At 59.2% G+C, this 16,792-nt stretch carries 17 protein-coding genes, 1 other RNA gene and 1 pseudogene; 8 read left to right on the top strand and 11 right to left on the bottom strand.

The genetic code is table 11. The features are described from left to right. Positions 1-48 precede the first annotated feature (48 nt). Positions 49-176, top strand: a non-coding RNA gene (locus tag ABLU73_RS13205) — RtT sRNA. Positions 177-235: 59 nt separating this feature from the next. On the opposite strand, the pseudogene ABLU73_RS13200 reads toward ABLU73_RS13205, so the two are convergent. Further along, positions 236-398 (bottom strand): annotated as a pseudogene (locus ABLU73_RS13200) (hypothetical protein). A 69-nt stretch (positions 399-467) separates the two neighbouring features. Between ABLU73_RS13200 and nadA the strand changes: the two are divergent. Next, a complete protein-coding gene (gene nadA, locus ABLU73_RS13195; protein ID WP_023319994.1) occupies positions 468-1,511 on the top strand; it encodes a quinolinate synthase NadA in 1,044 nt (347 codons plus the stop codon). Between the two features lie 35 nt (positions 1,512-1,546). After that, entirely contained in the window at positions 1,547-2,266 is a 720-nt protein-coding gene (pnuC, locus tag ABLU73_RS13190; protein ID WP_004151689.1) for a nicotinamide riboside transporter PnuC, read from the top strand. On the opposite strand, the gene zitB is transcribed toward pnuC, so the two are convergent. Continuing rightward, positions 2,263-3,207, bottom strand: a complete 945-nt coding sequence (gene zitB, locus ABLU73_RS13185) for a CDF family zinc transporter ZitB (RefSeq protein WP_004886012.1) — start codon at positions 3,205-3,207, stop codon at positions 2,263-2,265. The genes pnuC and zitB overlap by 4 nt on opposite strands. A gap of 118 nt (positions 3,208-3,325) precedes the next feature. Further along, positions 3,326-3,703, bottom strand: coding sequence for a YbgS-like family protein (locus ABLU73_RS13180; RefSeq protein ID WP_004886014.1), 378 nt, complete (start codon positions 3,701-3,703; stop codon positions 3,326-3,328). Positions 3,704-4,019: 316 nt separating this feature from the next. Here ABLU73_RS13180 and aroG point away from each other — a divergent pair, with 316 nt between their 5' ends. Then, complete coding sequence (gene aroG, locus ABLU73_RS13175) at positions 4,020-5,072, top strand: 3-deoxy-7-phosphoheptulonate synthase AroG (RefSeq protein WP_048294397.1); 1,053 nt, start codon at positions 4,020-4,022, stop codon at positions 5,070-5,072. 72 nt (positions 5,073-5,144) lie between these two features. Here the strand turns inward: aroG and gpmA are convergent, their stop codons facing one another. From gpmA to modE, 7 genes are all read right to left on the bottom strand, one after another. After that, positions 5,145-5,897: a 2,3-diphosphoglycerate-dependent phosphoglycerate mutase gene (gpmA, locus tag ABLU73_RS13170; protein ID WP_002895089.1), complete on the bottom strand. Its 753-nt coding sequence runs from the start codon at positions 5,895-5,897 to the stop codon at positions 5,145-5,147. A 290-nt stretch (positions 5,898-6,187) separates the two neighbouring features. Then, positions 6,188-7,231: a galactose-1-epimerase gene (galM, locus tag ABLU73_RS13165; protein ID WP_017899608.1), complete on the bottom strand. Its 1,044-nt coding sequence runs from the start codon at positions 7,229-7,231 to the stop codon at positions 6,188-6,190. After that, a complete protein-coding gene (galK, locus tag ABLU73_RS13160) occupies positions 7,225-8,373 on the bottom strand; it encodes a galactokinase (RefSeq protein WP_064150443.1) in 1,149 nt (382 codons plus the stop codon). Before galK ends, galM begins: the two co-directional genes overlap by 7 nt. Positions 8,374-8,375: 2 nt before the next feature. Then, a complete protein-coding gene (gene galT / locus ABLU73_RS13155; protein WP_064178085.1) occupies positions 8,376-9,422 on the bottom strand; it encodes a galactose-1-phosphate uridylyltransferase in 1,047 nt (348 codons plus the stop codon). A 9-nt stretch (positions 9,423-9,431) separates the two neighbouring features. Then, entirely contained in the window at positions 9,432-10,448 is a 1,017-nt protein-coding gene (gene galE, locus ABLU73_RS13150) for a UDP-glucose 4-epimerase GalE (RefSeq protein WP_004886025.1), read from the bottom strand. Positions 10,449-10,657: 209 nt separating this feature from the next. Next, positions 10,658-12,130, bottom strand: a complete 1,473-nt coding sequence (gene modF, locus ABLU73_RS13145; protein ID WP_205425970.1) for a molybdate ABC transporter ATP-binding protein ModF — start codon at positions 12,128-12,130, stop codon at positions 10,658-10,660. Between the two features lie 67 nt (positions 12,131-12,197). Continuing rightward, positions 12,198-12,986, bottom strand: coding sequence for a molybdenum-dependent transcriptional regulator (gene modE / locus ABLU73_RS13140; RefSeq protein WP_017899612.1), 789 nt, complete (start codon positions 12,984-12,986; stop codon positions 12,198-12,200). A gap of 153 nt (positions 12,987-13,139) precedes the next feature. Here modE and ABLU73_RS13135 point away from each other — a divergent pair, with 153 nt between their 5' ends. From ABLU73_RS13135 to modC, 4 genes are all read left to right on the top strand, one after another. After that, positions 13,140-13,289, top strand: coding sequence for an AcrZ family multidrug efflux pump-associated protein (locus tag ABLU73_RS13135; protein WP_002895156.1), 150 nt, complete (start codon positions 13,140-13,142; stop codon positions 13,287-13,289). A gap of 142 nt (positions 13,290-13,431) precedes the next feature. Continuing rightward, a complete protein-coding gene (modA, locus tag ABLU73_RS13130; RefSeq protein WP_004886031.1) occupies positions 13,432-14,205 on the top strand; it encodes a molybdate ABC transporter substrate-binding protein in 774 nt (257 codons plus the stop codon). Continuing rightward, entirely contained in the window at positions 14,205-14,894 is a 690-nt protein-coding gene (modB, locus tag ABLU73_RS13125; RefSeq protein ID WP_004886033.1) for a molybdate ABC transporter permease subunit, read from the top strand. Before modA ends, modB begins: the two co-directional genes overlap by 1 nt. Before the next feature lie 2 nt (positions 14,895-14,896). Continuing rightward, positions 14,897-15,955: a molybdenum ABC transporter ATP-binding protein ModC gene (gene modC / locus ABLU73_RS13120; protein ID WP_004886036.1), complete on the top strand. Its 1,059-nt coding sequence runs from the start codon at positions 14,897-14,899 to the stop codon at positions 15,953-15,955. Here the strand turns inward: modC and ABLU73_RS13115 are convergent, their stop codons facing one another. Further along, complete coding sequence (locus ABLU73_RS13115) at positions 15,956-16,774, bottom strand: pyridoxal phosphatase (RefSeq protein WP_004886041.1); 819 nt, start codon at positions 16,772-16,774, stop codon at positions 15,956-15,958. Positions 16,775-16,792: the final 18 nt, after the last annotated feature.

Genomic DNA, 16,792 nt, shown 5'->3' with positions numbered 1-16,792 from the left:
ATCCTGCACGACCCACCAATGTAAAAAGGCGCCCTAAAGGCGCCTTTTTGCTATGCGTTGAACTCAAGGATTCGAACCTGCGGCAGGTTCGGGTCTCACGTAGTGAGACAACGGAGCCGCTTGCGGCGACGGCCCGAAGGGCGAGGCGAAGCCGAGTCATCCTGCACGACCCACCAATGTAAAAAGGCGCCCTAAAGGCGCCTTTTTGCTATGCGTCATTCTCCACAATCCTACTTCAGCATGACCCCCTGCCGCCGCTTACCGTGACGCCATAAGGCACGAACCGGTAGCCCGGGAAGATGCGTAGCATCATCCCCGGGGAATAGGTGCTCATGTACAAAATTAATCACGACTTTTTGCTCGTAATCCGCTATCTTGTTTAGCATATAAAACACCATGACCGTGTTAAGGCGCAGACAGGCCATAGTGACGGTCTTAGAGTTAAGCCAGTAAAACGAGATTGCATGATGAGCGTAATGTTTGATCCTGAAACGGCGATTTATCCCTTCCCACCGAAACCGCAGCCGCTGACCGTCGACGAAAAGCAGTTTTACCGCGAGAAAATCAAGCGTCTGCTGCGCGAGCGCGATGCCGTGATGGTGGCGCATTACTACACCGATCCTGAAATTCAACAACTGGCGGAAGAGACCGGCGGCTGTATAGCCGACTCGCTGGAGATGGCGCGCTTTGGCGCCCGCCATTCGGCCTCCACGCTGCTGGTCGCCGGGGTGCGTTTTATGGGGGAAACCGCCAAAATCCTTAGCCCGGAAAAGACCATTCTGATGCCGACCCTGAACGCCGAGTGTTCGCTGGATCTGGGCTGTCCGATTGAGGAATTCAACGCCTTCTGCGACGCCCATCCCGATCGCACCGTGGTGGTCTATGCCAATACGTCCGCCGCGGTGAAGGCTCGCGCCGACTGGGTGGTGACCTCCAGCATCGCCGTAGAACTCATTGACCATCTGGATAGTCTTGGTCAAAAGATCCTCTGGGCGCCGGACCGCCATCTTGGCCGCTATGTCCAGCGTCAGACCGGCGCAGACGTGCTCTGCTGGCAGGGGGCGTGCATCGTGCACGATGAGTTTAAAACCCAGGCACTGACGCGTATGAAGGCCCTCTATCCTGAAGCTGCTGTACTGGTCCATCCCGAGTCGCCGCAGGCAATCGTCGAGATGGCCGATGCCGTAGGTTCCACCAGTCAGCTGATCGCGGCGGCGAAAAGCCTGCCCCAGCGCCAGCTGATCGTGGCCACCGATCGCGGTATCTTTTATAAAATGCAGCAGGCGGTGCCGGAGAAAACGCTGCTGGAAGCGCCCACCGCTGGTGAAGGGGCGACCTGCCGCAGCTGCGCGCATTGTCCGTGGATGGCGATGAACGGCCTGAAAGCCATTGCCGAGGGGCTCGAGCAGGGCGGCGCTGAACATGAAATCCACGTCGACGAAGCGCTGCGGACCGGCGCATTAATTCCCCTTAACCGGATGCTGGATTTTGCGGCTACACTACGGGGATAACGTATTGTCGCGTCGCAAGACGCTGAGGGGATGAAATGGATTTTTTTAGCACGCAGAATATTTTAGTACATATACCCATCGGCGCCGGGGGGTACGATCTCTCCTGGATAGAGGCCGTGGGGACCATCGCCGGGCTGCTGTGTATCTGGCTGGCGAGCCTGGAGAAGATCAGCAACTATGCATTCGGTCTGGTCAACGTCACGCTGTTCGCCATCATCTTCTTTCAGATCCAGCTGTACGCCAGCCTGTTGCTGCAGCTGTTCTTCTTTGCCGCTAACGTTTACGGCTGGTATGCCTGGTCGCGGCAAAGCAGCAATCATGAGGCCGAGCTGCAGATCCGCTGGCTACCACGCAGTAAAGCCCTGGGCTGGCTGGCGGCCTGCGTGGTGGCGATCGGCTTGCTGACCCTGTTTATCAATCCGTTTTTTGCCTTCCTGACGCGAATCGCGGTCAGCCTGATGCAAGCGCTTGGTTTGCAGGTCACGATGCCGGAACTGCAGCCGGATGCCTTCCCGTTCTGGGACTCCTGTATGACGGTGCTGTCGGTAGTGGCGATGATCTTAATGACCCGCAAATACGTTGAGAACTGGCTGCTGTGGGTCATCGTCAACGTCATAAGCGTGGTGATTTTTGCCCGTCAGGGCGTCTATGCTATGTCGCTGGAATATCTCTTGCTGACGTTCATTGCGCTGAACGGCAGCCGAATGTGGATAAACAGCGCGCGTGAGCGAGGTTCTCACGCGTTTTCTGGCTAATGATGGTGGTGATGATCGTGCCCGGCGTGCATCGTGTTGAGATGGCACTCCGGGCCGCTGCAGGGCTGGTACTCCATCTGCACCGTGGCATGCTCAATTTCATATTTATGTTCCAGGAAATGCAGGATGCGGTTGAGTAACGCATCATGATCGTGCGGCGGGACCACCTGCACATGCAGCGTCATCACCGGTTTTTCCCCCACCAGCCAGACGTGAACGTGGTGAACATCGCGCACCTCCGGGATAGAGCGGCGGATATCCCGCTGTAGGGCCGCCACATCCAGCGAACGCGGTGCGCCTTCCAGCAGCTCATTCAGACTCTCCTTCAGCAGCCGCCATGCGCTACGTAGCACCAGGCAGGAAACCAGCACGGAAAGGATCGGATCGACAGGCGTCCAGCCGGTGGTGAGGATCACCACGGCGGCCACAATCGCGCCAACCGAACCCAGCAGATCGCCGAGCACGTGTAGCGCCGCAGCGCGCACGTTGAGATTCCGCTCTTCGCTGCCACGATGCAGGATCCAGAAAGCCAGCACGTTGGCCAGCAGGCCAGCGACCGCAATCACCATCATCGTCACCCCGGCGACCGGCTGCGGATGCTGGAAGCGCTGAATGGCCTCCCAGACAATCAGCATGGTGATCACCACCAGAGCAATGGCATTGAGAAACGCCGCCAGGGTGGTCAAACGCAGCCAGCCAAAAGTATGGCGGGCGTTCGGGGGACGGCTGGCGAAGCGAACCGCCAGCAGCGCAAACAGCAGGGCGGCGGAGTCGGTGAGCATATGGCCGGCATCCGCCAGCAGGGCCAGCGAGCCGGAGATCGCGCCGCCGATGGCTTCTATCAGCATAAAACCGGCGGTGACGATGAACGCCCAAAGCAGCCGGCGGGCGTTGCCGTTATCCGGAGCCTGGGCAGGGGAGTGCGAATGCGAGTGCGCCATGGTGTCGTCCCTTGATAGTTATCATTATCACGCTATGACAGCATAAACAGAGAACGATAACAAACAGAGAAAAGGCGAGCCCAGCTCGCCTTTTCTCTGTTCGCACTCACCGCATCAATTACTGGGTGGTGCCGTCGGTTTTGCTGTTGTCATGGTTTATGCTGTCGCCGTTGTCCAGTTTCTTACCGGTATCCGGACAGCGGCCGTCTTTACACATCGAGTTTTTATGTACCTCATCGCTCGACATATTGTCCTGGCTCATCGTCGAGCCGTCAGGATGAAGCATGGTGCCGCCAGAGCCAGAGTTAATTTGGCTATTATCCACGTTATTCGGCGCCACGTTTTCACGGGCATCCGGCGCCACCTGGCCGGCATCAGCGGAAGAGTTGGCCTGGCCATTGTTGGACTGGGCGCCGGTGTCTGCCGCCAGGGCCGCGCCGCTGGCAAGACTTAAGGTGGCGGTGAGCAAAAGGGTCGTCAGTTTTTTCATGTTCATCGGATACTCCTGTTGGGTCGGGAAGCGGTAAAAAACGCCTCCAGCGGTAAGTGTGCCAGGGATCTGACTCGCTATGGTTTAAGACTCCGCAGACGATCGCAGTGTCACTATATAATCCTGAAACGTAAGACTTAATTAGCTTTAACAGTTAAATATTGTAGTTCATGAGCCTGGGTTCGCTACTTTATGGCGTATTTTTGCCTATTTCCAGGATTATTCCATCACTACTGTAAAATCACGTTTACACTATTTCAGCGAAGAGATAGATTGGAGGGATTGCATTTCATTGAATAAGTATGGCAACGCTGGAAAGAAGATGAATTATCAGAACGACGATTTACGCATTAAAGAGATCAACGAATTATTACCTCCCGTTGCGCTCCTGGAAAAATTCCCTGCTACCGAAAATGCTGCAAACACCGTTGCACATGCTCGCAAAGCGATCCACCAGATCCTCAAAGGCGATGATGACCGCCTGCTGGTGGTGATTGGGCCTTGTTCTATTCACGACCCGGCGGCGGCGAAAGAGTACGCTTCCCGTCTGCTGACCCTGCGCGAGGCGTTGAAGGGCGAGCTCGAGATCGTCATGCGCGTCTATTTTGAGAAACCGCGCACCACCGTCGGCTGGAAAGGGCTTATCAACGATCCCCATATGGATAACAGCTTCCGCATCAACGACGGGTTGCGCATTGCGCGCAAACTGCTGCTGGACATTAACGACAGCGGTCTGCCGGCGGCGGGGGAATTCCTCGATATGATCACCCCGCAGTATGTCGCCGATCTGATGAGCTGGGGCGCCATTGGGGCGCGTACCACCGAATCTCAGGTTCACCGCGAGCTCGCCTCGGGGCTCTCCTGCCCGGTGGGCTTTAAGAATGGTACCGATGGCACCATCAAGGTGGCTATCGACGCGATTAACGCCGCCGGCGCGCCGCACTGTTTCCTGTCGGTCACCAAGTGGGGCCACTCCGCTATCGTTAATACCAGCGGCAACGGCGACTGCCATATTATTCTGCGCGGCGGCAAAGAGCCGAACTACAGCGCGAAGCACGTGGCGGACGTGAAGATCGGCCTGGCTAAAGCGGGCCTGCCGGCCCAGGTGATGATCGATTTCAGCCATGCCAACTCCAGCAAGCAGTTCAAGAAGCAGATGGAAGTGGGCGCCGACGTATGCCAGCAGATTGCCGGCGGCGAGCGCGCCATTATGGGCGTGATGATTGAAAGCCATCTGGTGGAAGGCAACCAGAGCCTCGAGAGCGGTGAACCGCTGACCTACGGCAAGAGCGTCACCGACGCCTGCATCGGCTGGGAGGATACCGAAACGATCCTGCGTCAGCTGGCGGAAGCAGTGAAAACCCGTCGCGGCTAAGCTACTCTGCGTTAGCGCAGGTCATAAAAAAAGCGTGGAGATTTCCACGCTTTTTTGTTTTGACCGGGGAAATTACTTCGCTTTACCCTGGTTGGCGACGGCAGCCGCTTTCGCCGCGATCTCTTCCGCATTGCCCAGATAGTAATGTTTGATCGGCTTGAAGTTTTCATCGAACTCATACACCAGCGGTACGCCGGTCGGGATGTTCAGTTCGAGGATCTCGTCTTCGCCCATGTTGTCGAGGTATTTCACCAGCGCGCGCAGGGAGTTACCGTGAGCGGCGATGATCACGCGCTCACCGCTTTTCAGGCGCGGCAGAATGGTTTCGTTCCAGTAAGGCACGACGCGGTCGATGGTCAGCGCCAGGCTTTCAGTGGTCGGTAGTTCGGCGTCGGTCAGTTTTGCATAGCGCGGATCGTGGCCCGGGTAGCGCTCGTCGTCTTTGGTCAGCTCCGGCGGAGTGACAGCGAAGCCACGACGCCACTGTTTAACCTGCTCGTCACCGTATTTCTCAGCGGTTTCCGCTTTGTTCAGGCCCTGCAGCGCGCCGTAATGACGCTCGTTCAGCTTCCAGGATTTCTCAACCGGCAGCCAGGCCTGATCCAGTTCGTCCAGTACATTCCACAGGGTATGGATGGCACGTTTCAGCACGGAGGTATAAGCAAAATCAAAGCTGAAGCCTTCAGCCTTCAGCAGTTTACCTGCCGCTTTCGCTTCGCTAACGCCTTTCTCGGACAGATCAACGTCGTACCAACCGGTGAAGCGGTTTTCGTTGTTCCACTGGCTTTCGCCATGACGAACCAGTACCAGCTTAGTTACAGCCATTCTCTTACTCCTCTCTACACGCCATCCCTCGCGCCGCGAACGGTGCGCTGAATATGTTGGTGTATGTGTTATTGATTGATAACTATTCTCATTATATTGCCGTGATTTGGCTCACGGCAATGCTTATCCCTAACCATAGCGAAAATAGTGGCTCAGTGTAAGGTGCTTGTAAAACACAGGTTATTTTTTTGCCCTTTGGTGACGGAAAATAGAGCAGGTTGCTGAAAAAAGAGGCGCCAGAGAGGAGGGCGGGGACGAAAAGCAGCGCCCCCGGCGGAGGGCGCTGGCTATTAACGGGCGATAAACTGATATTCCGTCAGGCTGACGTACTCCTGGCCCGGACGTAACACACAGTCCGGCTGCGGCCATTCCGGATGATTCGGCGAATCCGGGAGGAATTCGCTTTCCAGCGCCAGCCCCTGCCAGTCGGCGTAGGGCTCTGTCGTCTGCGACGGGGTGCCGCCGAGATAGTTGCCGGAGTAAAACTGCAGCGCCGGAGCGGAGGTATAGACCGTCATCTGCAGCTTACCGTCCTGCGACCAGACCTGCGCCGCAGGCTGGCTGGCGTCGCCTCCGGCGTCCAGCAGGAAGGCATGATCGTATCCTTTCACCTTTTGCTGATCGGCGTCGGCGAGGAAGTCGGCGGCGATGGTTTTCGGCTGGCGGAAATCAAAGCTGGTGTTAGCAACATCTTTGAGTTCACCACCCGGGATACCGTCGCTTTCCACCGGCAGATACCTCTGGGCGAGGATCTGCAACTGGTGCTGGCGCACGTCGCGCTGTTCACCGTCGAGGTTGAAATAGACGTGATTGGTCATGTTCACCGGGCAGGGTTTATCCACGGTGGCGCGATAGGTAATCGCGATGCGGTTATCGTCGGTCAGACGATAGTGCGCGGTGGCCTGCAGCGTGCCGGGAAAGCCTTGATCGCCATCGGGCGAGGTCAGGGCGAAGAGCACTTCTTGCTCGTCGGCGCGGACGATGCGCCAGCGGCGCTTATCAAACCCTTCGGGGCCGCCGTGGAGCTGGTGGCCCGCGTCGTTTGAAGGCGTAACGTTGACGAGCTGGCCGTCAAGCGGGAAGCGGCTATTGCCGATGCGGTTGGCGTAGCGGCCTACCGAGGCGCCAAGAAACGCGGCCTGGCGGGCATAGTCCTCCAGCTTCGCGCAGCCCAGCAGCGGGCGGCGCAGGCTGCCATCGGCCAGCGGCACCTCGGCGCTGAGCAGCGTTGCGCCCCAGTCCGCCACGGTGACGGTCATCCCCGCCTTATTGCGCAGGGTTACCTGCTGCCAGGGCTGGCCGTCCGGCGCCAGCGCGGTGGTTTGCGTTACCATTGGCCAGCCCCCTGTGACGGTTTGCAGACATAGAACGTCTCTTTAATTCCGGTTTTCGCTTCATACTCGTTGGCAACGGCCTGCTGCACGGTATCGACCAGATCTTCCGGGACCAGCGCTACCACGCAGCCGCCAAAGCCGCCGCCGGTCATGCGCACGCCGCCTTTATCGCCGATTGTCGCCTTGACGATCTCCACCAGGGTGTCGATCTGCGGGACGGTGATCTCGAAATCATCGCGCATCGAGGCGTGGGATTCGGCCATCAGCTCGCCCATCCGCTTCAGGTCGCCTTTTTCGAGGGCGCTGGCGGCTTCCACGGTGCGGGCATTCTCCGTCAGCACATGGCGTACCCGCTTCGCGACGACCGGATCCAGCTCATGGGCGACGGCGTTGAATTGCTGAAGGGTGACATCGCGCAGAGCGGGCTGCTGGAAGAAGCGCGCGCCGGTCTCGCACTGTTCACGACGGGTGTTGTACTCGCTGCCGACGAGGGTGCGCTTAAAGTTGCTGTTGATGATGACCACCGCCACGCCTTTCGGCATCGAGACGGCTTTGGTGCCCAGAGAACGGCAGTCGATCAGCAGCGCATGGTCTTTTTTGCCCAGCGCCGAAATCAGCTGATCCATGATCCCGCAGTTGCAGCCGACGAACTGGTTTTCCGCCTCCTGGCCGTTGAGGGCGATTTGCGCGCCATCCAGCGGCAGATGATAGAGCTGCTGGAACACGGTGCCGACGGCGACTTCCAGCGAGGCTGAGGAGCTTAACCCCGCACCCTGCGGCACATTGCCGCTGATCACCAGATCCGCGCCGCCGAAGTGGCTGTTCCGCTGCTGCAGATGCTTCACCACGCCGCGGACATAGTTCGACCACTGCTGGCTGTCGTGGCTGATAATCGGCGCGTCGAGAGAGAACTCATCGCTCTGATTGTCGTAATCGGCGGCAATCACCCGCACCGTACGATCGTCGCGCGGCGCACAGCTGATCACTGTCTGGTAGTCGATAGCACAGGGCAGCACAAAGCCGTCGTTGTAATCGGTATGCTCGCCGATCAGGTTGACGCGGCCTGGCGCCTGAATGACATGGCTGGCCGGGTAACCGAAGGCCTCAGCAAACAGGGTTTGGGTTTTCTCTTTCAGACTCATCATTACACTCCGGATTCACGAAAATGGACGTCGCTGACGGCGCGCAGTCGTTCGGCCGCTTGCTCGGCGGTCAGATCGCGCTGCGTTTCGGCCAGCATTTCGTAGCCAACCATAAACTTGCGGACCGTCGCGGATCGCAGCAGCGGCGGATAAAAGTGGGCGTGGAGCTGCCAGTGGTTATGGTTTTCGTCGTTAAACGGCGCGCCGTGCCAGCCCATGGAGTAGGGGAATGAGCACTGGAACAGGTTGTCGTAACGGCTGGTCAGCTTTTTCAACGCCAGCGCCAGATCGCTGCGCTGGGCGTCGGTTAAATCGGTAATACGCTGCACGGGCGCTTTCGGCAGCAGCAGCGTTTCAAACGGCCACGCGGCCCAGTAGGGCACGACCGCCAGCCAGTGCTCGGTGTCGACCACGGTGCGGCTGCCGTCGGCCAGTTCGCGCCGGGCATAGTCCAGCAGCATTGGCTGGCCCTGGCTGGCGTAATATTCTTTCTGCAGACGGTCTTCCCGTTCCGCTTCATTGGGCAGGAAGCTGTTGGCCCACACCTGACCGTGCGGGTGCGGGTTGGAGCAGCCCATCGCTGCCCCTTTATTTTCAAAGACCTGTACCCACGGATAGCTTTTCCCGAGGTCCGCGCTCTGTTCCTGCCACGCTTTAACCACGCCTTCCAGCGCTTCAAGGCTCAGTTCCGGCAGCGTTTTGCTGTGGTCTGGCGAGAAGCAGATCACCCGACTGGTGCCGCGCGCGCTCTGACAGCGCATCAGCGGATCGTCACTCTCCGGGGCGTCCGGGGTGTCGGTCATCAGGGCCGCAAAGTCGTTGGTAAACACGTAGGTACCGGTGTAATTCGGATTCGTGTCGCCGGTGACCCGGGTGTTGCCCGGGCACAGGAAACAGTCCGGATCGTGGGCCGGCAAGGTCTGTTTTGCCGGCGTTTCCTGCGCCCCCTGCCAGGGGCGCTTAGCGCGATGCGGAGAAACCAGAATCCACTGCCCGGTTAACGGGTTATAACGACGATGCGGATGGTCAACGGGGTTAAATACGCTCATGAAGGTTCCTTAGTCTGGATAACCCTGCGGATGGCGGGACTGCCAGTGCCAGGTGTCCTGCGCCATTTCGTCCAGGTTGCGCGTCACGCGCCAGTTCAGCTCGCGGTCGGCCTTGGCGGCATCCGCCCAGTAGGCCGGGAGGTCGCCATCGCGGCGCGGCGCGAAATGGTAGTTAATCGGTTTGCCGCAGGCCTTGCTGAAAGCATTGACCACGTCGAGCACGCTGCTGCCGACGCCGGCGCCAAGGTTGTAGATATGGACCCCGGCTTTGTCAGCCAGTTTTTCCATGGCCGCGACGTGACCGTCGGCGAGGTCCATCACGTGGATATAATCGCGCACGCCGGTGCCATCTTCGGTCGGGTAGTCGTTACCAAACACGGCCAGCGATTCGCGACGGCCAACGGCGACCTGGGCGATGTAGGGCATCAGGTTATTCGGGATCCCCTGCGGGTCTTCACCCATGTCGCCCGACGGATGGGCGCCGACCGGGTTGAAGTAGCGCAGCAGGGCAATGCTCCACTCCGGCTGGGCTTTCTGCAGGTCGGTCAGGATCTGCTCCACCATCAGTTTGCTTTTACCGTAGGGGCTTTGCGGGGTGCCAGTCGGGAAGCTTTCGACATACGGGATTTTCGGCTGGTCGCCGTAGACGGTGGCGGAGGAGCTAAAGATGAAGTTCTTCACGCCCGCGGCGCGCATGGCGGAGACTAATTTCAGTGTGCCGGTGACGTTATTGTCGTAATATTCCAGCGGTTTGGCGACGGACTCCCCGACGGCCTTCAGCCCGGCGAAGTGGATCACCGCTTCAATGGCGTGGTCGTGGAGGATCTCGGTCATCAGCGCTTCATTACGAATATCGCCTTCAATGAAGGTGGCTTTTTTGCCGCCGAGACGCTCAATCACCGGCAGTACGCTGCGCTTGCTGTTGCAGAGATTGTCGAGGATCACCACCTCATGCCCCTGCTGCAGCAGTTGAACGCAGGTATGACTTCCAATGTAACCGCTACCACCTGTAACCAGAACTTTCATGATTCGCTCCATTCGGCTTATCGTGTATGAGGAAGATAGCATATCAAAGAAGTGAAAAGTGTGACACAGAACAAGTTAGTGGAATCGTTTACACTTGAGGGTGAAACGACATCATTTAATTTATTTTGTTTTATATACAATTGGTTATATTAGGTTGGCGCTATTTTTCTGAAAAATACCAGGGATCTTTCGATCCCCGGCAGGAGGCGTCAGGCCACGGGGCCGAGCTGATAAGTGTAACCGTCTCCACTGGGAACGAACGCCAGGCGATGGGTAATACAGTCCGGGGCATCTTCCGCATGGTGCGAGACAAACAGCAGCTGCGTGGCGCCTTCGCCAATCAGGACGTCGACAAAGCGGCGTACCAGCTGGCGATTGAGGGGATCCAGCCCCTGCAGCGGTTCATCGAGGATCAGCAGGGTTGGATGCTTGACCAGCGCGCGAACGATAAGCGCCAGCCGCTGCTGGCCCCACGACAGGCTGTGAAACGGCGCGTCGGCGGTGCGCTTATCGATGCCGAGAATATCCAGCCATTGCTGCACCAGCTTATGCTGTTTATCGGACACCGCCTGATAAATGCCGATCGAGTCAAAATAGCCCGACAGAATAACGTTGCGGACGTTGGTGCTGACCCGGTAGTCCAGATGCAGGCTGCTGCTGACGTAGCCGATATGCTTTTTAATATCCCAGATGGTCTCGCCGCTGCCGCGGCGGCGGCCAAAGAGGGTGAGATCGTTGCTGTAGCCCTGCGGATGATCGCCGGTGATAAGGCTCAGCAGCGTGGATTTACCGGCGCCGTTGGGGCCGACGATCTGCCAGTGTTCTCCCGGGCTCACGGTCCATGAGAGGTGGTTGATGACCGGACGATCGTTGTAGGAGACCACGCCGTCATTGAGCACGATACGCGGCGCCGAGTCTGCCAGCGCATGATGGGCTGGTGGAACATCCGGCTCCGGCAGGGTGATGCCGTCCAGTTTTTCACTGTGCGCCAGCTGGGCGACCAGCGCCTGCTGCAGCAGGGAAGACTTCTCGCCGGTCTCGCTGAGGGTGCAGTCAGCCAGCACGCCGGCGAATTGTACAAACTCCGGGATCTCATCGAAGCGGTTGAGCACCAGCACCAGGGTGAGGCCGGCGCGATGCAGGTCGGCCAGCAGCGCGGCCAACTGCTGGCGGGAGTTGACGTCGAGGCCGTCGAAAGGCTCGTCGAGGATCAGCAGTTGCGGATCGCTCATCAGGGCCTGGCACAGCAGGGTCTTACGCGTTTCGCCAGTGGATAGATACTTAAAGCGGCGGTCCAACAGGGCGCTGATGGCAAACTGTTCGGCAAGCTGCGCGCAGCGGGCAGGATCTTTCACCTCGTCCTGAATAATCTCCGCAGTGGTGCGGCCGGTATCTTCTTCTCCGGGGCTGAGCAGGTCGGTGTTATTGCGCTGCCACTCGTCGCTGACCAGCTTCTGCAGCTGTTCGAAGGAGAGACGTGTTACGCGGGAGAAGTGGCTTTCGCGCTGACCGCTGAGCAGGGTCAGGTCACCGGCCAGGGCTCGCGCGAGGGCGGATTTGCCGCTGCCGTTGCTGCCGACGAACGCCCAGCTTTCACCCGCCGCCACGCTCAGGTGGTCTATTTTTAAGGTTTTTGTATCGCTCAGGCGAAACGTGCCTTGCGAAATTTGCAATGATGACATGATGTATCCCATTTTTTGCAGCGATGTGCATCAGGGATACGACTTCAGGCGCGCAATGTCAATGGGGTCAGCATAACGTCGCGAGAATGATGCGATCGGCGTTGAAGTAAGCGATCGCCTCCGTCCCTTCCGCCAGGCCAGACGTCTGCGCCTGAGGCAGAGTGGCGCACAGGGTCTGACCGTCGGCCAGCGTCATCAGCACTTCGCACTGCCCGGAGCCGCATTCGATATGGCTGATACGACCCGACAGCTGGTTCTCGGCCTGGCGGGCCACCGCCGGGTCGAGGGTGATGCCGACCCAGGGCGCTTTCAACAGAACCAGCACCTCCTGGCCCTCATCGAGCCCCAGCTTTTCAGCGCTCTGGGCGGTAATGGCGACGTTCAGGCGGGTCTGACCGTCGGCCAGCAACACCTCGACGTGCTGCTGCACCTGCTGGCGATCGCGGCCGGTAATGGTGCCGAACCACTGGTTGCGGGCGCTGGTCTGCAGGGAAAAGCGCGAGATGGCCGCCAGCAGGCTGTCCAGCGGCAGGGCGTCGTCATCGCTGAGGACATCAAACGCTTTCTGCTGGATCTGCGCCAGCAGATCGTACAGTTGGATCAGACGCTGCCCGTAGCGGGTCAGCACCGCGCCGCCGCCGCCTTTGCCGCCGGTGGCGCGATCCACCAGCGGCTGTTCGCTGAGCTGGTTCATCTCGTTGATGGCATCCCACGCGCTTTTATAGCTGATGCCCGCGTGCTTCGCCCCCTGGCTTATCGAGCCGGTCTGGTCAATCTGTTTGAGCAGGGCGATCCGCCGGGGGTCGGCAAACAGGCGCTGCTGTAGCTTAAGGGTGAGAAGAATTTCAGCCTGCATAATCGTTTCCTGACAAAAAAGCGTATTGTGACCGATAGTCACCCAGTTGCAAAACCTCTGTGCGAGGTTTTGTCATTACCCACCGCACAAATGGGGCGTGTTTTTTCGGCTGAAACCGTTACAATCAGCAAATCATACTATCTGGAGTGAACCATGTTAGAGCTTTTGAAAAGTCTGGTTTTTGCGGTCATCATGGTACCGGTGGTGATGGCGGTCATCCTGGGATTGATTTACGGTCTTGGCGAAGTGTTCAACCTCTTCTCCGGCGTAGGCCACAAAGATCGCAGCCAGCAAAATCATTGATTTCCCGGCGCCCGGTTTAACCGGGCGCTGTGCTATTTCCCTCCTGCATCATTTCCCTTCGTTTTATTGTCCTGTGTCACTATAAAAATGCTCTGCATATCGTTATATTGTCGAATACATAACGCATTGACAGGAGATTCAGATGGCAGGTTCTTGGTTACGCGGGGTTATCGGGGTATCACTCACGCTGTGCGTCGCGGGTCAGGCGCTGGCGGCCGAGGGGAAAGTGACCGTTTTCGCCGCCGCGTCGTTAACCAACGCGATGCAGGATATCGCCCAGGCGTATAAGAAAGAGAAAAACGTCGAGGTCGTCTCGTCGTTTGCCTCGTCGTCGACGCTGGCGCGGCAGATTGAAGCAGGCGCCCCGGCGGATCTGTTTATCTCCGCCGATCAAAAGTGGATGGACTACGCGGCTGACAAAAAGGCCATCGATCCGGCGACCCGCGCCACCCTGCTTGGCAATAGCCTGGTGGTGGTGGCGCCGAAAGCCAGCGCGCAGGGTGCGATTACCATTGATGAGAAAACCGACTGGACCAGCCTGCTGAAAGGGGGCCGTCTGGCGGTGGGCGATCCGCAGCACGTTCCGGCAGGGATCTACGCCAAAGAAGCGCTGCAGAAACTGGGCGCCTGGGAGACCCTGTCGCCGAAGCTTGCGCCGGCGGAAGACGTGCGCGGCGCGCTGGCGCTGGTGGAGCGTAGCGAAGCGCCGTTGGGCATCGTCTACGGATCGGATGCTGTGGCCAGCAAAGGGGTGAAAGTGGTGGGCACCTTCCCGGAGGCGTCGCATCAGAAAGTCGAATACCCGCTGGCGATTGTCGATGGCCATCGCAATGCGGCCGTGAGCGCTTTCTATGACTACCTGAAAGGGCCGGAAGCGTCCGCGATTTTCCAACGTTACGGATTTACCACCCGCTGATGTTTCTGAGCGAACCCGAATGGCAGGCGGTGCTGCTGAGCCTGAAAGTCTCCTCCCTGGCGGTGGCCTTGAGCCTGCCCTTTGGCATCTTTTTTTCCTGGCTGCTGGTCAGGCGCACCTTCCCCGGCAAGGCGCTGCTCGACAGCCTTCTCCATCTGCCGCTGGTGCTGCCGCCGGTGGTGGTGGGATATCTGCTGCTGGTGGCCATGGGGCGGCGCGGGTTTATTGGCAGCTGGCTGTATGACTGGTTCGGCATCAGCTTTGCCTTCAGCTGGCGCGGGGCGGTGCTGGCGGCGGCGGTGATGTCTTTCCCGCTGATGGTGCGCGCCATCCGCCTGGCGCTGGAGGGGGTGGACATCAAACTGGAGCAGGCGGCGAGAACCCTCGGGGCCAGCCGCTGGCGGGTATTTTTCACCATTACGTTGCCGCTGACTCTGCCGGGAATTATTGTTGGCACGGTGCTGGCCTTCGCCCGCTCGTTAGGGGAATTTGGCGCGACCATCACCTTCGTCTCCAATATTCCCGGCGAAACGCGTACCCTGCCTTCGGCGATGTACACCCTGATCCAGACTCCGGGCGGGGAGGGGGCGGCGGCTCGTCTGTGCCTCATCGCTATCGGCCTGGCGCTGGTCTCGCTCTTGATATCAGAATGGCTGGCCCGCGTGAGCCGCCAGCGCATAGGAGGATAATGATGCTGGAGCTGGACTTTACCCAGACCCTCGGCAGCCACTGTCTGCAGATCCGTGAAACGCTGCCCAGCAGCGGGATCACCGCCATCTTTGGCGTCTCCGGCGCCGGGAAAACGTCGTTGATCAACGCTATCAGCGGCCTGACCCGGCCGCAGGCGGGGCGGATCGTGCTCAACGGCAGGGTGCTGAACGACACCGCGCAGCGTATCTGCCTGGCGCCGGAGCAGCGGCGGATCGGCTATGTCTTTCAGGATGCGCGCCTGTTTCCCCACTATAAAGTGCGCGGCAATCTGCAGTACGGCATGGCGAAATCCATGGTCAGCCAGTTCGATAAGCTGGTGGAGCTGCTGGGGATCGCTCCCTTGCTGGATCGCCTGCCTGGCCGGTTATCCGGCGGCGAAAAGCAGCGTGTAGCCATCGGCCGCGCTTTGCTGACCGCGCCGGAGCTGCTGCTGCTGGACGAGCCGCTGGCCTCGCTGGATATTCCGCGCAAACGCGAACTGTTGCCCTATTTGCAGCGACTGGCGCAGGAGATCCATATTCCGATGCTTTACGTCAGCCACTCGCTGGACGAGATCCAGCATCTGGCCGATCGCGTGCTGGTGCTGGAGGCCGGTAAGGTGAAGGCTTTCGGTCCGCTGGAGGAGGTCTGGAGCAGCAGCGTGATGCACCCCTGGTTGCCGGCGGAACAGCAGAGTACGATCCTCAGCGCCACCATCGCCGCGCAGCATCCGCAGTACGCGATGACCGCGCTGACGCTGGGGGATCAAATGCTGTGGGTCAACCGGCTCGAACGTCCCGCAGGTGATACCGCGCGGATCCGCATTCAGGCGTCGGATGTTTCGCTGGTGCTGGCCCAACCGTCCGCCACCAGCATCCGCAACATCTTGCGCGCCGAGGTGGTTCAGTGTCTGGAGGTCAACGGACAGATCGAGGTTCAGCTCAGGGTGAGCGGCCATCCTCTGTGGGCTCGAATCAGCCCGTGGGCGCGGGATGACCTGGCGATAGCGCCAGGCCAGCAGGTGTTTGCCCAGATCAAAAGCGTGTCGATCGCCGCCTGATCACAGCAGCTGACGGTAGATAAACTCGGCGATGCTGGCGGACTCATTGTCCCCGATGACCACGTTGGCGCGGGCTTTGACCTCGTCCACCGCATTGCCCATCGCCACCCCGGTGCCTGCTGCTTCCAGCATACTCAGATCGTTGTAGTTATCGCCGAAGGCCACCACATTCTGCATCGACAGCCCCTGGTCAGCGACCCACTGCGCCAGGCGTTTGCCTTTGCTGTTGCCGGCGCGGGCAATATCCACCTGGTCGTGCCACGACCATTCGCACGCCAGGCCCAGCGTCTCGCCGACCTCCTGCGCAAAGCGCTGCAGACGGGGAATGTCATCGTCGGTGAGGGCGAATTTCCATACCGCCTTGACCTCGCGGACCGCCTGCGCCAGCGAGTCGACCTGGCTGAAGACCGGGCGCTGATCCTCCGGTAGCGCCTGCGCCCAGTTGCGGGTGCGGATCACATGCCCGGTGGGCTGTTCGTAAAGCATCGCGTCATCCACATAGGCCAGACCGTGGATCTGCTGTTCGGCGAGCATGGCGGTGAGGCTTACCGCGTGTTCCACCGACATAGGATCGGCCGCCAAAACCTTTTTTGCGTGATAATCATACAAATAAGTGCCATTACAACAAATTGCAGGTGTATCGAGGGCCAGTGCCTGATAAAAAGGATGAATAGCGACGTGATGACGTCCGGTAACGACGATCACCTGGTAGCCCGCCTCTCTGGCGCGGGCCAGCGCTTCCAGCGAAGCGGGCAGGATGGTTTTTTTGCTGGTAAGCAGGGTGCCGTCTAAATCCAGGGCAATCACGCGTGTTGTCATGTGTTATTTCCGGTTGAT

Origin of the sequence: Klebsiella sp. GG_Kp175, from assembly GCF_040062325.1 — a bacterium.
Lineage (GTDB): Bacteria > Pseudomonadota > Gammaproteobacteria > Enterobacterales > Enterobacteriaceae > Klebsiella > Klebsiella quasipneumoniae.
The sequence above is the reverse complement of the archived record's forward strand: the minus strand, read 5'-3'. Positions and strand labels throughout refer to the sequence as shown.

Excerpts from the sequence above, each read along its gene's own strand:
- nadA (WP_023319994.1), top strand. The coding sequence starts at position 468 with ATGAGCGTAATGTTTGATCCTGAAACGGCGATTTATCCCTTCCCACCG.
- modF (WP_205425970.1), bottom strand. The coding sequence starts at position 12,130 with ATGTCATCATTGCAAATTTCGCAAGGCACGTTTCGCCTGAGCGATACA.
- galM (WP_017899608.1), bottom strand. The coding sequence starts at position 7,231 with ATGGTAACGCAAACCACCGCGCTGGCGCCGGACGGCCAGCCCTGGCAG.
- modA (WP_004886031.1), top strand. The coding sequence starts at position 13,432 with ATGGCAGGTTCTTGGTTACGCGGGGTTATCGGGGTATCACTCACGCTG.
- pnuC (WP_004151689.1), top strand. The coding sequence starts at position 1,547 with ATGGATTTTTTTAGCACGCAGAATATTTTAGTACATATACCCATCGGC.
- zitB (WP_004886012.1), bottom strand. The coding sequence starts at position 3,207 with ATGGCGCACTCGCATTCGCACTCCCCTGCCCAGGCTCCGGATAACGGC.
- aroG (WP_048294397.1), top strand. The coding sequence starts at position 4,020 with ATGAATTATCAGAACGACGATTTACGCATTAAAGAGATCAACGAATTA.
- ABLU73_RS13115 (WP_004886041.1), bottom strand. The coding sequence starts at position 16,774 with ATGACAACACGCGTGATTGCCCTGGATTTAGACGGCACCCTGCTTACC.
- ABLU73_RS13135 (WP_002895156.1), top strand. The coding sequence starts at position 13,140 with ATGTTAGAGCTTTTGAAAAGTCTGGTTTTTGCGGTCATCATGGTACCG.
- modE (WP_017899612.1), bottom strand. The coding sequence starts at position 12,986 with ATGCAGGCTGAAATTCTTCTCACCCTTAAGCTACAGCAGCGCCTGTTT.
- galK (WP_064150443.1), bottom strand. The coding sequence starts at position 8,373 with ATGAGTCTGAAAGAGAAAACCCAAACCCTGTTTGCTGAGGCCTTCGGT.
- modB (WP_004886033.1), top strand. The coding sequence starts at position 14,205 with ATGTTTCTGAGCGAACCCGAATGGCAGGCGGTGCTGCTGAGCCTGAAA.
- ABLU73_RS13180 (WP_004886014.1), bottom strand. The coding sequence starts at position 3,703 with ATGAACATGAAAAAACTGACGACCCTTTTGCTCACCGCCACCTTAAGT.
- modC (WP_004886036.1), top strand. The coding sequence starts at position 14,897 with ATGCTGGAGCTGGACTTTACCCAGACCCTCGGCAGCCACTGTCTGCAG.
- gpmA (WP_002895089.1), bottom strand. The coding sequence starts at position 5,897 with ATGGCTGTAACTAAGCTGGTACTGGTTCGTCATGGCGAAAGCCAGTGG.
- galT (WP_064178085.1), bottom strand. The coding sequence starts at position 9,422 with ATGAGCGTATTTAACCCCGTTGACCATCCGCATCGTCGTTATAACCCG.
- galE (WP_004886025.1), bottom strand. The coding sequence starts at position 10,448 with ATGAAAGTTCTGGTTACAGGTGGTAGCGGTTACATTGGAAGTCATACC.